Genomic DNA, 15,068 nt, shown 5'->3' with positions numbered 1-15,068 from the left:
TGTCTGATCCAAGGACGAAGGATGCGCGGGGTTCCCGACAGGCGGCCAACAAAAACGGCGCCCCGGTCTCCCGAGGCGCCGCCTGTGCTGTCGTCGTCCGGCCGCGGCCGGCGCCCGCTACTCCGCGGCGATCTTGATCGCCTGGCCGACGCGGTCCTTGAAGTTGATCTCCTGCAGGTAGGCGATGCCCTCCTCGGCGATGTCGTCGCCCACCATGCGGTCGCCCTCGGACTTCAGCTCCTCCAGGTCGACATAGATGGCGTAGAAGGCCCGGGTCCGGTCGGTGATGATGCCGGCGTTGAGCAGGGTCTTCACCAGCACGCGGAAGATGTTGGACTGCTCCTTCATGCTCTCGCGGCGGGTCTCGTCGTTCATGTTGGCGGCCATCTCGGCGATGACGCGGTCGGGATCGAGGCCGAACTCCTCATAGAGGTCGCGCTGCTGGGTGGGGGCCACCAGGTTGAACAGCAGGGTCTGGAAGCAGTGGGCCGCCCAGGTCTCGATGATCTCGTGCTCGGCCTCAGACAGGTGCGGGATGGTGCGGTCGGCCCAGATCTTGCCGAACTTGTGGTGGAAGGCCTCGTCGGTCATCACCAGCTGCATCAGCTTCTTGCCGAGCGGGTCGTTGATATTGTTGAAGAAGGTGGCGAAGGCGCCCATGGCCAGGCCCTCCACCAGCATCTGCATGCCGATGATCTTCTTGTAGACCTCGGGGCTGCCGATGATGTCGATCAGCAGGGCCTTGAGGGTGGGGCCGGCTTCCACCGGGCGGCCCCAGCGGGCCTTGATGTACTTGGCGAAGGCCGTGACGTGGCGGGCCTCTTCGCGGGTCTGGTTGGCGGCGTATTCCTGGGCGCCCTGGTCCAGCAGCACGTGGCACAGGCTGGCCGACAGGTTCAGCGCGCCTTGCTCGCCGTGCAGGATCGAGGAGAAGGAGCGCAGGGCCGACTGGTTGGCGAACCGCACGCGGGTCTTCCAGTCGCTGAGGTGGTTGGAGACGTAGTCGGTGGACAGGGAGATGATCATGTCCTCCGGCAGGAGCATCTCGTTTTCCATGTCGAAGGGCTCGTCGAAGTCGATGTACTTCTTGTCGAGCGGATCCCAGAAATGGTCGTGGGTGGCCGAGATGATCTTGTCGAAGGCGGTCGAGCGATTGCCGTAACGGTCAAGGTCCAGCATGGCCTCGAAGTCGTCGGGGGCCACGGCCTCGTAGATGATGTCCTTGGTGATGTTGCCGTCGGCGGCCATGGGGATCGTCTCCTGATGGGCGCGGGGGCGCCTCGTTTCCTCTTGGGCGCGAGCCTCTCAAGAGACCGCAGGCGAGTCAAGGAAGTTGACGGGGGCGTCATTTTCTTAATTCGGCGGTAAGGCTGGCTGGGGCGGGCCCCCAAACCTACAGCGTCATCCCGGGCGACCCGCAGGAGAGACCCGGGACCCAGGTGACTGGATGCGGCCCCGGGGTCCCGGCTCTCCGCTTCGCTGCGGCCGGGATGACGGGGTAGGTTCTGACGAGCCGCGACGCCGTCGATGTCGTCGTCGAAAGGCCGCCCGATGCCGGTCAGGCGGGCCGGGCGCTGGGGAGCGGGACGACCTGGTGTTCGAACACCGCGGCGCGCTCCACCGCGTCGCGGAACACCTCGATGGCTATCGGCTTGTGCACAAGGTCGTCGAAGCCCAACCGCAGATAGTCGTCCCGGTTGCGCGAGGTGGTGTCGGCGGTGAGCGCGATCACCGAGACCCCCCGGTTCAGCCCGGGTGTCCGCCGCAGCTTGTCCACCGCCTCCAGGCCGCCCATGCCGGGCATGTGGATGTCCATCAGCACCAGGTCGAAGGCCAGTCGCGCCAGCTGTTCCAGGCCCTCGGGGCCGCTGGCCGCCGAGACCGCCTCATGGCCGAACGCCGTCAGGATCTCCCGCACGACGTATCGGTTGGTCGGATCGTCGTCCACGTGCAGGATCACCAGCGGTCGACTCCGGGACGGGATCGACGCCTCTGCGCCCGTCGGCGCCGAAGTCAGCTCTGACACAATCACGCTCCTCGGGGCCGCCCACGAGACCCCTGTCCCGCCGCAACCCACGGGCGCAACAGACGACCAGAGGCCTTAAGACTCTCGATAATCTCCGGGGTCGCGGGGTCGGCGGCCTCGCGACCGATTGCCGCGCTCCAGCCGGGCGCGCCGCGTCAGTCGGCCGCCTCGATGCCGTCGATGTCGTCGTCGGAGAGGCCGAAGTGGTGGCCGATCTCGTGGACCAGGACGTGGGTGACCAGCTCCTCCAGCGTCACGTCGCCGCGGTCGACCCACTCGTCGAGGATCGGCCGGCGGTAGAGGAAGATCATCGAGGGCTGGGGCGACGGATCGAAGGTGGAGCGGCGGCCGATGTCGACCCCCTGGTAGAGGCCGGTCAGCTCGAAGGCGTCCTCGATCCCCAGCTCGGCCAGCACCTCGGCGCTGGCGAAGTCGTCGACGCGGAAGATGACGTCGCCGGTCATGCGGCGGAAATCGTCGGGCAGGGCGGCGAAGGCGGCCTCGGCCAGGGCGGCCAGGTCGTCGAGGGAGGGGGCGAGGCTACTCATCGGGCATGATGATATGGGGCGCCTCGGGGGGCCGTGTCTCGAAGAGGCCGATATCCAGCGGCTGCTGCGGCTTGACCGCCCGCATGGGCTGGCGGGCGAGGGCGTTCAAGGCCTTGTAGTCCAAGGGTTCGCGCGCCGACTTGCGCGCCTGGCGCGCCTGGGGGCCGCTCGCCTGCGGGACCGCCGAGGCCAGCCGCCAATAGCTCACCTGCAGCCGCCAGGCGGTCTTCGGCGCCGCCTTGGGCGCGGGCCAGCGGCGGCCCTCGGCGAGCACCGGCTGGGCCGGGGGCGGCGGGCGGCCCTCGATCACCTCCGCCAGGGCGCAGTAGCGGTCCTCCGGGACCAGGGTCAGGACGTGGCCCGGCCGCTCGTCCTCGACCCGGCCGGCATGGGCGTCGAGGGCGGCCTCGCGGCTGGCGTAGGGCGGGCCTGCCGGCTCGGTGACGAACACCACCGCCTCGCCCGCCGCCCCCGCGGCCTCGCGTTCGCGCGCGCAGCGGGCGATGGGCGCCTTCAGGGCCGCCGCGGCGTCGGCCGCCACCGGATAGAGGATCGCGCTCATGCCTGGATTATCGCCGAAGACCGCCTGAGCGCCTATGTTCGATCCTGATGATTCGACAGGCAAAAGCACCGGCGTCGCGGGGGACGCGATGAGCGAGCTGGACCTGATCCTGGCCGCCGCCGCCGGCGCGGTGCTGCTGGCCATCTGCGCCACCCTCTGGGCGCTCGCCCAACGCCGCCAGTCCGACCACAGGATCGAGGCTCTGCGCGCCACCATCGCCAGCCTGCAGGCCGGCGCCGAGGCCGCCCAGGCCTCGGCCGAGGCCTTCGATTCGGCCCTGCTGGCGGTGGAGGACGGCCACGCCCTGCTGGCCTCGGGCGAGGAAAGCCTGGCCGCCTGCATCGCCGCCCTGGGCCTGCCGGAGTCCGATCCCCAGCACGTGGTCGCCGCCCTGATGCGCGCCGACCCCGACCATGCGCGGCGCCTGCGGGCCCTGTTCGAACGCGGCGAGGCCTGCGCCTTCGAGGTCCAGGGTCCCGGCGGCATGGTGGCCGTCGAGGGCCGGGCCGCCGGCGCCCTGGCCTGGCTGCGGCTCTCGGCCGTGGTGGGGGAGGACGCCGGCCTGCCCACCGCGCCGCGCTTCGCCGCCTTCCTGGACGCCCGCCAGACCCCGGCCTGGATCGCCGCGGCCGACGGCAGCCCGGTCTGGGTCAACGCCGCCTGGCTGGCCTCCGTGGACGCCGCCAGCCTGGACGAGGCTGCCGCCCGCGGCATCAGCTTCGACAAGGCCGCCGACGCCCTGGCCGCCGAGGCCGCCAATCTGGGCCAGAAGCGCGAGACCATGCGCTGGTCCAGCTTCGCCGGACGCCGCCGCGCCTTCCAGGTCACCGCCCAGCCCCTCGAGGGCGGCGGGGTCGGCGTCTGGACCGAGGACGTCACCGAGACCGAGGAGATGCGCGAGGCGCTCAAGCGCCACGTCGAGGCCCACGACGAGACCCTGAACCACATCGCCGACGCGGTCGCCATCTTCTCCAAGACCAAGCGGCTGATCTTTCACAACACCGCCTTCGCCGAGCTCTGGGGCCTGGAGCCGGCCTGGCTGGCCGAGCGCCCGACCCATTCGGAGATCCTCGACCGCCTGCGCCAGCGTAGGCGGCTGCCCGAGACCGCCGACTACACCAAGTGGAAGGCCGCCGAGCTGGACCGCTACGAGGCCCTGGACGCCAGCCCCGACGACATGTGGTCCATCCCCGACGGCCGCACCCTCAAGGTCGGCCGCCAGGTCCATCCCCTGGGCGGCATCGTCCTGCTGTTCTCCGACATCACCGGCGAGCTGCGCCTGAAGGCCCAGTACAACGCACTCATCCAGGTGCAGCAGGCCACCCTGGACAAGCTCAACGACGCCGTGGCCGTGTTCGGCGCCGACGGCCGCCTGCGCCTGCACAACGAGGCCTTCGAGCGGTTCTGGAACATCACCCCGCAACAGCTGGACCAGGCCCACGACTTCGAGGGCGTCGTCGAGCTCTGCGTGCCCCGCCTGCACGACATGGGCTTCTGGCGCGAGCTGAAGGGCCGGGTGGCCGACACCGACCCCGCCGCCCGCGCGCCCATCTCCGGCGAGGTGAAGACCTCCGACAGCCGCATCGTGGTCTACCAGTCGCGCCCCCTGCCCGACGGCGCGACCCTCATCGCCTTCGGCGACGTCACCGACGCCCGCAAGCTGGAGAGCGCTCTGGCCGACCGCTCCGCGGCGCTCGCCGAGACCGAGCGGCTGAAGCGCGACTTCGTGGGCAATGTCTCCTATGAGCTGCGCACCCCGCTCACCACCATCATCGGCTATTCCGAGCTGCTGGAGCGCTCCGGCGAGAACCTCTCGGAGCGCGGCCGCGGCCACGCCGCCGCCGTCCGCTCGGCCGCCACCCAGCTCGCCCGCTCCATCGACGACGTCCTCGACATGGCCCAGATCGACGCCGACGAGATGGCGCTGGACCTGGAGGACGTCCACGTCGCCCAGCTGCTCAACGACGCCGCCGCGCGGCGCGCCGACGAGGCCGCCGCCGCCCAGGTGACGGTCAAGGTCGAGTATCCCGACGACATCGGCGTCATCCGCGGCGACATCAAGCGCCTGGCCCAGACCCTGGACCACCTCTGCGAGAACGCCATCCGCCAGACCCCGCCGGAGGGCATCGTCACCATCTCCGCCCGCCGGGCGCTCGGCGAGATCCAGCTGCAGGTCACCGACACCGGCCGCGGCATCCCCTTCCACGTCCAGGCCCACATCTTCGACCGCTTCATCGGCCGCGAGCGCGGCGGCCCGGGCCTGGGTCTCGCCCTGGTGAAGTCCCTCGTCGAGCTGCACGGCGGCTGGGTGGCCCTGGAGAGCGAACCCGGCGCCGGCGCCACCTTCACCTGCCACCTCCCCGAACAGGCCCAGGGCGCCGCCGGCCATCCCGAGTTGGGCTTCTAAAAGCCCGTCACCCCCTGCTAGTCTGGCGCCAACCAGAAATCACACTGCAGGGGACGAGACATGATCAGGACCAGGATCACGGAGATGTTCGGCGTCGAGACGCCGATCGTCATGGGCGGCATGACCGGCGTCGGCTACGCCCGCCTGGTGGCCGCCGTCGCCAACGCCGGCGCGCTGGGCTTCATCACCGCGCACCATTCCAGCAACAAGCAGGAGCTGCTCGACGAAATCGAGCTGTGCCGCAGCCTGACGGATAAGCCGTTCGGGGTGAACCTCACCCTGCTGCCGTCCCTGAACAAGATCCCCTACGACGAATACCGCGAGGCCATCATCGAGAGCGGCATCAAGATCGTCGAGACCGCCGGCCGCAACCCCACCGACCACCTGCCCGCCTTCAAGGAAGCCGGGGTGAAAGTGATCCACAAGTGCACCTCGGTCCGCCACGCGGTGACCGCCGCGCGCCACGGCGTGGATATCGTCTCCATCGACGGCTTCGAGTGCGCCGGTCACCCGGGCGAGGACGACGTCGGCCTGATCGTCCTGCTGCCGGCCACGGTGGACGCGCTCGGCGATGTGCCGGTGATCGCCTCGGGCGGCATGGCGGACGGCCGCAGCCTGGCCGCGGCCCTGATGCTGGGCGCCGACGGTGTCAACATGGGCACCCGCTTCATGGCCACCCAGGAGTGCGCCATCCATGAGAACGTGAAGAAGAAGATCGTCGAGAACACCGAGCGCGACACCCTGCTCACCAACCGCACCCTGCGCAACACCAGCCGCGTGGCCCGCAACGCGGTGTCGGAAGAGGTGGTGGCGATCCAGCAGGACTCCACCAAGACCATCGAGGACGTGCGCCACCTGGTGGCCGGTGTCCGCGGACGGACCAATGTGATGGGCGCGGGCGACACCGACGGCGGCATCTGGACCGTCGGCCAGAGCCAGGGCCTGATCCACGACATCCCCACCTGCCAGGCGTTGGTGGCCAACATCATGCGCCAGGCCGAACAGGTCCTCACCAAGAACGCCCAGCGCGTGGTGGTGAGCGCGTAAGCGCTCATCCCCAACCCCAACCCCCGCTCATCCCCGCGAAAGCGGGGACCCAGGCTTTTTCTCCCTGTTCGAGACTTGGCGCAATTTTGGGCCGATCGAACGCCGCAAACCAAAAACACCTGGGTCCCCGCTTTCGCGGGGATGAGCGGAGGATGGAGTGGCGCCCGTCCCATCAAGGGAGGGAGGAAACATGCCCCGCATCGCCGCCGCCCAGACCCCGGAATTCCGCGAGGATGTCGACGCCGCCCTGGCCTACGCACTCGGGGTCATCGCCGGCGCCACCGCCCAGGCCGCCGACCTCCTCGTCTTTCCGGAGGCCTACCTCCAGGGCTACCTAACCCAGGAGGACGGCGCTCGCCGCCACGCCCTGGACCTGGCCTCGCCCCAGTTCGCCGCGATCCTCGCCCGCCTCCCCACCACCGGCCCCACGATCGTCATGGGCCTGATTGAGCAAGACGCCGGCGCCCTCTTCAACACCGCCGTGGTCATCCACGCCGGACAGCTGATCGGCCGCTACCGCAAGGCCCGCCTGCTGGGCCGCGAACAGCTCTTCACCCCCGGAACCGAGGCCCCCGCCTTCGAGGCCGCCGGCGTCCGGTTCGGGATCAACATCTGCTACGACACCAACTTCGCCGATGCCGCCCAGGCCGTGGCGGACACCGGCGCGACCCTCATCGTCTGCCCCGCCAACAACATGATGGCCCGCCCAGGCGCCGAGCACTGGCGCGACCGCCACAACCCCGCCCGGGGCGACCGCTGCCGCGAGACCGGCCTCTGGCTGATCTCCGCCGACGTCACCGGCGAGCGCGACGGCGCCGTCGCCTGGGGCCCGACGGCGGTGCTCAACCCCCAGGGTGAGGTCGTGGCCCAGCTGCCGCTGGAGCAGCCGGGGCTGCTGGTGTTCGAGATGCCCTAGCCGACGTGGCGGCGGCGGTGGGCGAGCGCCGACTTGCCGCCGCCAACGCATCGGCCCTTTCCACCTTCTCCGCCCCGCGCGCCAGGTGGCCCTCCTGCCGCGCCCAGGCCAGCATCTTGGCGAACTCCGGATCGCGCCTCTGCCAGGCCATCAGGGTGACGTAGTGGGGCATGCCCGGCGCCTGGGCGACCTGGCGCAGGGAGGCGCCGGAGGTCATCTGGGTGAGGATGTGATCGAACAGGGCCGGGGTCAGGCGAGACGGTCTGGCGCTTCGGCGCATCTGGCCGCCGCGCTGCGCCAGCCTCAGGGCCTTGGCGAAGTCCGGCCGCAGCCGCTTCCAGCGCCGGATATCCACCTTGCCGGGCAGGCCCTTGGCCGCCGCGATCTGCGCCATCGTCTCGCCGGACGCCACCCGCGCGATGATCTGGTCGGCGATGGCCTCCTCATAGAACTCCCACTTGCGCGGCCGCATCCGGGCCGCGAGCGCCACGGCCTCGGCGAGCGCGGTCACGAACTCGGGCCGTTCGGATTTCCAGCGGTTGAAGCGATCCCGGTTCGGCCACTCCGGCCGCCGCACCAGGTCGCGCACCGCGTGCCCCCGCCGCACCTCCATCAGGAAGGCCTCGGCCCGCTCGGGATCGAACACCGGACCCGCCGTGGCGCTGACCTTCAGGCCGTAGCGCCACTCGCGGGCGTATTTCAGCCGCTGGGCGAAGGCCGGGTCCGCCAGGGTCCAGCGATAGATGGTCTGCCGGCTCGGCCACCCCGGCCGCTGCGCCAGCTGCTCCAGCCGCCAGCCCTTCTCCACCACCTCGCAGATGCGGACCATCATCTCCTTGCGCGGATAGGCGGGGACCATGGACGGAGGATAACCGCGAAGGTCGAAAAGAACAAAAAAAGAACGATATTTGTCACCTCACCCCCCAACCCGTGTCATCCCGGTTTCCGCGGCACGCGGAAGACCGGGACCCAGAAGCACCGTTCTCTCCGACAAGCCCCGCGTCTATGGGTCCCGGACAAGCCCTGCGGGCTTTCCGGGATGACACGAGGGGGGGAGCCGGGAAGGCAGCCCGCCCCCCACGGCCAAGATTCTTTTCCGAACGGCGGAGCTTTATCGCAACGGCCGCGTTTGGTTTTCACGGGGGTTGGTGACGGCCCCCTCCGAGACGATTTCCAAAGGGTGCTTCATGACCGCCACGACGATCCCCGCCGACAAGGATTTCATGGGCGAACTCACCGCCCTCATCCCCCACATGCGGGCCTTTGCGCACTCCCTGTGCCGCAACGCCGTGGAAGCCGACGACCTGGCCCAGGACGCCCTGCTGCGGGCCTGGAACAACCGCGCCAGCTACCAGCCGGGCACCAACATGAAGGCCTGGACCTTCATGATCCTGCGCAACCAGTTCTATTCCGACAAGCGCCGCTCGTGGCGCTCGACCCAGCTCGACCCGGAAACCGCCGAACGCACCCTGGTGGCGGTCTCCAATCCCATGGCCACCCTGGAGCTGGACGAGGTCCGCCGGGCGCTCGCCATGCTGCCTGACGACCAGCGCGAGGCCCTGATCATGATCGGCGCCGGCGGCCTGTCCTATGAGGAAGTGGCCGAGATCTGCGGCGCCGCCATCGGCACCATCAAGAGCCGCGTCAGCCGCGCCCGCGACCGCCTGGCCCTGATCCTGGCCGAGGGCTCCTACGAGGAGGACACCATCCTGCCGTCCAGCGCCATGTCGACCCTGATGGGCACGCTGGACCGCCTCTGCGCCCCGCGTATGGCCGCTTAGCTAAAGCGCCCCCTCCCGGAGCCTTCCTAGCTTCGGGATACAGATTCAAGCCGCCGCTGCGACCCGCAGCCGGCGGCTTTTTTCTTGCGAGATCCACCAGGTGTCATCCCGGTTTCCGCGGCACGCGGAAGACCGGGACCCAGAAGCCCCGATCTCTCCGGCACGCCCCGCGCATATGGGTCCCGGACAAGCCCTGCGGGCTTTCCGGGATGACACATGGAGGGACGCTCCGGCGAAGGTGTTAGTGCTGGCTTTCCGGCATGCGGACGATCAGGCCGTCCAGCTCGTCGGTGACCTTGATCTGGCAGGAGAGCCGGCTGTTGGGCTCCACGTTCTCGGCGAAGTCGAGCATGGATTCCTCCATGGCCGAGGACGTACCGGTCTTGTCCTTCCAGGCCTCGTCCACATAGACGTGGCAGGTGGCGCAGGCGCAGGCGCCGCCGCAGTCGGCGTCGATGCCCGGGATGTTATTCTTCACCGCGCCTTCCATCACCGTCAGGCCCGGCTTCACGTCGATGACGTGTTCGGTTCCGTTGTTCTCGATATAGGTGATCTTGGCCATTTACTCCCCTTCGCCCGCCTTAAGCGGCGACCTCTTTCATGGAAATGGATGGGTCCGCAAGCTTGTCAAGATTGACGGGCTTTCGGTTCCCGATGAGCTGGCGGCCCATCATGTATTCCGGCGGCGCGTTGACCGCCTCGACGGATTGGATCAGGTCGCCCTTCAGGTGGAAGATGGCGAACTTGGCCGTGGCCGGGTCGCCCCGCACCAGGATCTTGTCGGCGTCGAAGGGCAGGCCCGCGATCTGGAGCTTCAGATCGTACTGGTCCGACCAGTTCCAGGGCACCTCCGGGGTCGGCGCCGGCCGGCCGGTGATGGCGGCCGCGGCCTGCTTGGCCTGCTCCAGGGCGCTGGGCACGCTCTCGGGGCCGAACATGCGGTCATAGTGGGGCATGGGCCGGTGGCTGACGTCGCCGATGGCGAAGATGGCGGGATCGCTTGTGCGCGCCTCCAGGTCCACCACCACGCCGCGGGCGGTCTCCAGGCCGGCGTCGGCGGCCAGCTCGTCATTGGGCTTGCCGCCCACCCCCACCAGCACCACGTCGGCGGGGATCGTCCGGCCGTCGGCGAGCTTCACCCCGGTGACCTTGCCGCCGTCGCCGGTCAGGCTGTCGACCCCGGCGCCCAGTTCGAAGGTCACGCCCCGGGCGCGATGATAGTCGGCGAAGAAGGTCGAGAGCGCCTCGCAGGCGCTGCGGGCCAGGATGCGGCTCTCGCGCTCGATGACCGTGGCCTCCGCCCCCAGGGCGCGAGCCGAGGCCGCCACCTCCAGGCCGATATAGCCGCCGCCGATGATGGCCAGGTGGGCGCCGGGCTTCAGGTGGGCCTTCAGCTGCTCGGCGTCGGCCGCCGTGCGCAGGGAGAGCACGCCGTCGAGCTCCGCCCCGGCCACCGGCAGCTTGTTTGGCCGCATGCCGGTGGCGATCACTAGGATGTCGTAGCTGAGCGTCGAGCCGTCGGAGAGCTCCACCACCTTGTCGGCCCGCTTGAGCTTCACGGCGGCGACGCCGGGCCGGAAGTCGATCTGGTTCTCGGCGTAGAACTCCAGGGGCTTCAGCGCCAGGGAGTCGGCGTCGGCCTCCCCCTTCAGCCAGGCCTTGGAGAGCGGCGGCCGCTGGTAGGGGGCGATGGGCTCGTCGCCCACCAGGGTGATGGCGCCTTCGAAGCCGTACTGGCGCAACAGGGCCACCAGGGAACCCCCGGCATGGCCGGCCCCCAGCACCACGACATGTGCAGCCGATGAACTCATGACAGCCCCATGCAGAAAAATGACGGAGGCGTCAACTTAACGAACGCCGTTTGGATAACTCTAGAGCGTCAAAGCCTGTCGTGAAGACCGGTTCAGGCGCCCGCGACGCCCGGCGTGGAGGACCCTAGACGACCCGTTCGGCCAGGGTCTTCTTGATCTCGGCGATGGCCTTGGCGGGGTTCAGGCCCTTCGGACACACCTGGGCGCAGTTCATGATGGTGTGGCAGCGATAGAGCTTGAAGGGGTCCTCCAGGGCGTCCAGCCGGTCGCCGGTGGCCTCGTCGCGGGAATCGATCAGCCAGCGATAGGCGTGCAGCAGGGTGGCGGGGCCCAGGTACTTGTCGCCGTTCCACCAGTAGCTGGGGCAGGAGGTCGTGCAGCAGGCGCAGAGGATGCACTCGTAGAGGCCGTCCAGCTTCTCGCGGTCCTGCGGGCTCTGGATCCACTCCTTCTGCGGCTCGGGCGTGGTGGTGTGCAGCCAGGGCTCGATGGAGGCGTACTGGGCGTAGAACATGGTCAGGTCGGGGATCAGGTCCTTGACCACCGGCATGCTGGGCAGGGGGGCGATGGTGCAGTCGGCGCCCGGGACCTCGTCGTGGCCGTGGGTGCAGGCGAGCGTGTTGCGGCCGCCGATGTTCATGGCGCAGGAGCCGCAGACCCCCTCGCGGCACGACCGCCGGAAGGCGAGCGTCGGGTCCATGGTGTTCTTGATGTGGATCAGGACGTCCAGGACCATGGGGCCGCAGTTGTCGACGTCCACGTCATAGGTGTCCCAGCGGGGATTCTCGGTCCCCTCGGGGTCGTAGCGATAGACCTTGAAGGTCTTGGTCTTGCCGGACCCGGCCGGGGCCGCGTGGTGGCGGCCCTTCTGGACGCGGGAGTTCTTCGGCAGGGTGAGCTGGACCATCAGACGCTTTCCTTGAATACCTTGATCGCCACCGGCCAGGCCGGCTCAGTACACCCGCGCCTTGGGCGGGATGTAAGCGATGTCATTGGTCATGGTGAAGTCGTGCACCGGGCGGTAGTCGATGGCCACCTTGCCGCTGGCGTCGTCGAACCAGGTCAGGGTGTGCTTCATCCACTCCTTGTCGTTCCGGTCCGGGAAGTCCTCGTGGGCGTGGGCCCCGCGGCTTTCGGTGCGGTTGTGCGCGCCGACGACGGTGGTCACCGCCTGGCCGATCAGGTTGTCCAGCTCCAGGGTTTCCATGAGGTCGGTGTTCCAGATCAGACCCCGGTCGGTGACCTTCAGGTCGCCGCGCTTGGCCTGAACCGCGTCCAGGCGCTGGACGCCGGAGGCCAGGCTCTCGCTGGTGCGGAACACCGCGGCGTCCTCCTGCATGGCCATCTGCATCTCCAGACGCAGGGCCGCCGTCGTCGTGCCGCCCGAGGCGTTCCGGAACCGGTCGAACCGGGCCAGGTGGGCGTCGGTCTCGACCTTCTTCATCTCCGGCTGGCTCGCGCCCGCCTTGATGGTCGCCGCCGTCCGCAGCGCCGCCGACCGCCCGAACACCACCAGGTCGATCAGGGAGTTGGACCCCAGCCGGTTGGCCCCGTGCACCGAAACGCACGCCGCCTCCCCGACCGCCATCAGCCCCGGCACCACCTTGTCCGGATTGTCACCGTCCCGAGTAACCACCTCGGAGAAGAAGTTCGTCGGAATACCACCCATGTTATAATGTACGGTTGGCAAGACCGGAATCGGTTGTTTGGTCACGTCAACACCTGCGAAGATCTTGGCGCTTTCTGAAATCCCCGGCAGCCGCTGATGCAGGATCTTGGGATCCAGGTGATCGAGGTGCAGGTGGATGTGGTCTTTCTTGGGACCGACGCCCCGGCCTTCGCGGATCTCGATGGTCATGGCCCGGCTCACCATGTCCCGCGGCGCCAGGTCCTTCACGGACGGCGCGTAGCGCTCCATGAAGCGCTCACCCTCGGAATTGGTCAGGTAGCCGCCCTCGCCCCGGGCGCCCTCGGTGATCAGGCAGCCGGCGCCATAGATGCCGGTGGGGTGGAACTGCACGAACTCCATGTCCTGCAGGGGCAGGCCGGCCCGCAGCACCATGCCGCCGCCGTCGCCGGTGCAGGTGTGGGCGCTGGTGGCGGAGAAATAGGCCCGGCCATAGCCGCCGGTGGCCAGGATCACCTGCTGGGCCTGGAACCGGTGCAGGGTCCCATCGTCCAGCTTCCAAGCCGTCACCCCCCGGCACACGCCCTCGTCCATTATGAGGTCGAGCGCAAAATATTCTATAAAGAATTCAGTATCATGGGCCAGGGACTGGCCGTACATCGTGTGCAGCATCGCGTGGCCGGTGCGGTCGGCCGCGGCGCAGGTGCGCTGGATCGGGGCCTCGCCATAGTTGCGGGTCATGCCGCCGAAGGCGCGCTGGTAGATCTTGCCTTCCGGGGTGCGGGAGAAGGGCACGCCCCAGTGCTCCAGCTCATAGACCGCGGCCGGCGCGTTGCGGCAGAGATATTCGATGGCGTCCTGGTCGCCCAGCCAGTCCGACCCCTTGACGGTGTCGTACATGTGCCAACGCCAGTCGTCCTCGCCCATGTTGCCGAGGCTGGCCGAGATGCCGCCCTGGGCCGCCACGGTGTGTGAGCGGGTGGGGAAGACCTTGGTGATACAGGCCGTCTTCAGGCCGGCCTGGGCGCAGCCCAGCGCCGCGCGCAGGCCGGAACCGCCCGCGCCCACCACGACGACGTCGAACTTGTGGTCGATGAATTCGTAAGTCGCCATGGGACCGATCAAGCGCCTCCCAGCGCGACCTTGAGGATGGAGAACACCGCCAGCGATCCCGCCAGGGCGCAGACGAAGAGATTGAGCAGCAACAGGGCCGACTTGCTCAGGGACTTGTGGATGTAGTCCTCGACGATCACCCGCATGCCGGCGTGCATGTGCAGGAAGGACACCGCCGTCAGCAGCACCATCAGCACCGCGTTGACCGGGTTGGCGATCCAGGCGACCGCGCCGTAATAGTCGGTGCCGGCCAGGGTGATCACCCCGAACACCGCCCACAGGACCAGGGGAACCAGGGCCACCGAGGTGACCCGCTCGGAAATCCAGTGGCCGACCCCGTGCTTGGCCGAGCCGAGGCCGCGGGCGCGGCGCAGGGGGGTGCGATAATTTTCCATCACAGCGCTCCGGTCATGGCCGCGATGGCCCAGACGGCCAGGGTCGCGGCGACGGCGAAGGCGTAGCAGGCCACGGCGCCCATATTGGCGGTCGCCAGCTTGAAGCCCGCGCCCACGTCCCAGAACAGGTGCTGAACGCCCTTGGCCAGGTGGTAGAAGACCGACAGGGTCAGGCCGAACATCACCAGCTTGCCGAGCGGCGAGCCCAGCAGCTCCATGAAGGTCTGGTAAGCGTCGGGCCCGGCGGCCAGGGACATGGCCCATCCGGCGAGGATCAGGGCGCCGACATAGAGCGCGCTCCCGGTGATCCGGTGCAGGATCGACCCCACCATGGTGGCGTGCGGCCGCCAGACCTGCAGGTGCGGCGACAGCGGGCGTTCGCGAGGCCCCTGGGTGGTTTCTGTCATGGCTGTTTCCAAGAGGATGAAGCGGTTCCGCTTTTAAGCGCCGGGCGCCCGGTGTCAACGAAGCGGAGGGCGGAAGCGGGCGTCATCGCGCGCCATGGCGAAGTAGGGCCCGAGCGGCCGCAGAACCTGACGCAGAGTCACGTCCTGGTCGGCGATGCCCAGGGACTTGCAGTAGCGGCGCAGGTCGCCCTCGGCCTCCGCGGTGACCAGACTGAACATCCGATCCTCGGTGACCACGCCGCCCAGCCAGAAGGCGCCGACCTCCCGGTAGGCGTCCGTCGCCCAACGGGCGTGCAGGGCCACCTGATCAGGATCGGTCGTGTCGAAACGCGGCGGGATGGTTCGTTCCATCAGATAGGTGAGCATGCGGCGCCCCATTCGATCGACATTCGGATTCCACGAAGCCTCACGCCAAATTTCCTCCACTT

General features: G+C 68.8%; 16 protein-coding genes. 4 read left to right on the top strand and 12 right to left on the bottom strand.

The features are described from left to right. Positions 1 to 117: 117 nt before the first annotated feature. From ACO06I_RS17670 to ACO06I_RS17655, 4 genes are all read right to left on the bottom strand, one after another. On the bottom strand, positions 118 to 1,248 hold the full coding sequence (locus tag ACO06I_RS17670; protein WP_421933934.1) for a ferritin-like domain-containing protein: 1,131 nt from the start codon (positions 1,246 to 1,248) through the stop codon (positions 118 to 120). Positions 1,249 to 1,558: 310 nt separating this feature from the next. Then, positions 1,559 to 1,960: a response regulator gene (locus ACO06I_RS17665; protein ID WP_421933933.1), complete on the bottom strand. Its 402-nt coding sequence runs from the start codon at positions 1,958 to 1,960 to the stop codon at positions 1,559 to 1,561. A 221-nt stretch (positions 1,961 to 2,181) separates the two neighbouring features. Continuing rightward, entirely contained in the window at positions 2,182 to 2,574 is a 393-nt protein-coding gene (locus ACO06I_RS17660) for a metallopeptidase family protein (protein ID WP_421933932.1), read from the bottom strand. Next, complete coding sequence (locus tag ACO06I_RS17655; RefSeq protein WP_421933931.1) at positions 2,567 to 3,136, bottom strand: hypothetical protein; 570 nt, start codon at positions 3,134 to 3,136, stop codon at positions 2,567 to 2,569. Before ACO06I_RS17655 ends, ACO06I_RS17660 begins: the two co-directional genes overlap by 8 nt. A gap of 88 nt (positions 3,137 to 3,224) precedes the next feature. Between ACO06I_RS17655 and ACO06I_RS17650 the strand changes: the two genes are divergently transcribed. The 3 genes from ACO06I_RS17650 to ACO06I_RS17640 all read left to right on the top strand — a co-directional run bounded on the left by ACO06I_RS17650 (position 3,225) and on the right by ACO06I_RS17640 (position 7,506). Further along, entirely contained in the window at positions 3,225 to 5,543 is a 2,319-nt protein-coding gene (locus ACO06I_RS17650) for an ATP-binding protein (RefSeq protein ID WP_421933930.1), read from the top strand. A gap of 60 nt (positions 5,544 to 5,603) precedes the next feature. After that, positions 5,604 to 6,590: an NAD(P)H-dependent flavin oxidoreductase gene (locus ACO06I_RS17645; RefSeq protein ID WP_421933929.1), complete on the top strand. Its 987-nt coding sequence runs from the start codon at positions 5,604 to 5,606 to the stop codon at positions 6,588 to 6,590. 190 nt (positions 6,591 to 6,780) lie between these two features. After that, on the top strand, positions 6,781 to 7,506 hold the full coding sequence (locus tag ACO06I_RS17640) for a carbon-nitrogen hydrolase family protein (protein WP_421933928.1): 726 nt from the start codon (positions 6,781 to 6,783) through the stop codon (positions 7,504 to 7,506). On the opposite strand, the gene ACO06I_RS17635 is transcribed toward ACO06I_RS17640, so the two are convergent. Continuing rightward, positions 7,433 to 8,365, bottom strand: a complete 933-nt coding sequence (locus tag ACO06I_RS17635; protein WP_421933927.1) for a hypothetical protein — start codon at positions 8,363 to 8,365, stop codon at positions 7,433 to 7,435. The genes ACO06I_RS17640 and ACO06I_RS17635 overlap by 74 nt on opposite strands. Positions 8,366 to 8,693: 328 nt before the next feature. Here ACO06I_RS17635 and ACO06I_RS17630 point away from each other — a divergent pair, with 328 nt between their 5' ends. Beyond that, positions 8,694 to 9,287, top strand: coding sequence for a sigma-70 family RNA polymerase sigma factor (locus tag ACO06I_RS17630; protein WP_421933926.1), 594 nt, complete (start codon positions 8,694 to 8,696; stop codon positions 9,285 to 9,287). Positions 9,288 to 9,528: 241 nt separating this feature from the next. On the opposite strand, the gene ACO06I_RS17625 is transcribed toward ACO06I_RS17630, so the two are convergent. The 7 genes from ACO06I_RS17625 to ACO06I_RS17595 all read right to left on the bottom strand — a co-directional run bounded on the left by ACO06I_RS17625 (position 9,529) and on the right by ACO06I_RS17595 (position 15,006). After that, the gene (locus ACO06I_RS17625; protein WP_421933925.1) at positions 9,529 to 9,849 is read right to left on the bottom strand and encodes a 2Fe-2S iron-sulfur cluster-binding protein; all 321 of its coding nucleotides are present in this window, start codon (positions 9,847 to 9,849) and stop codon (positions 9,529 to 9,531) included. Between the two features lie 19 nt (positions 9,850 to 9,868). Further along, the gene (locus tag ACO06I_RS17620) at positions 9,869 to 11,098 is read right to left on the bottom strand and encodes an NAD(P)/FAD-dependent oxidoreductase (protein WP_421933924.1); all 1,230 of its coding nucleotides are present in this window, start codon (positions 11,096 to 11,098) and stop codon (positions 9,869 to 9,871) included. Positions 11,099 to 11,222: 124 nt separating this feature from the next. Then, entirely contained in the window at positions 11,223 to 12,005 is a 783-nt protein-coding gene (locus ACO06I_RS17615) for a succinate dehydrogenase iron-sulfur subunit (protein ID WP_421933923.1), read from the bottom strand. A 45-nt stretch (positions 12,006 to 12,050) separates the two neighbouring features. Then, on the bottom strand, positions 12,051 to 13,838 hold the full coding sequence (gene sdhA / locus ACO06I_RS17610; RefSeq protein ID WP_421933922.1) for a succinate dehydrogenase flavoprotein subunit: 1,788 nt from the start codon (positions 13,836 to 13,838) through the stop codon (positions 12,051 to 12,053). Between the two features lie 8 nt (positions 13,839 to 13,846). Continuing rightward, the gene (gene sdhD, locus ACO06I_RS17605) at positions 13,847 to 14,233 is read right to left on the bottom strand and encodes a succinate dehydrogenase, hydrophobic membrane anchor protein (protein WP_421933921.1); all 387 of its coding nucleotides are present in this window, start codon (positions 14,231 to 14,233) and stop codon (positions 13,847 to 13,849) included. Further along, entirely contained in the window at positions 14,233 to 14,640 is a 408-nt protein-coding gene (gene sdhC, locus ACO06I_RS17600; protein WP_421933920.1) for a succinate dehydrogenase, cytochrome b556 subunit, read from the bottom strand. Before sdhC ends, sdhD begins: the two co-directional genes overlap by 1 nt. 54 nt (positions 14,641 to 14,694) lie before the next feature. Then, the gene (locus ACO06I_RS17595) at positions 14,695 to 15,006 is read right to left on the bottom strand and encodes a hypothetical protein (protein ID WP_421933919.1); all 312 of its coding nucleotides are present in this window, start codon (positions 15,004 to 15,006) and stop codon (positions 14,695 to 14,697) included. Positions 15,007 to 15,068: the final 62 nt, after the last annotated feature.

Source organism: Phenylobacterium sp. (genome assembly GCF_965229015.1).
In the GTDB taxonomy this organism is placed as follows: Bacteria; Pseudomonadota; Alphaproteobacteria; order Caulobacterales; family Caulobacteraceae; genus Phenylobacterium.
This window is presented reverse-complemented; position numbering and strand designations above follow the sequence as displayed.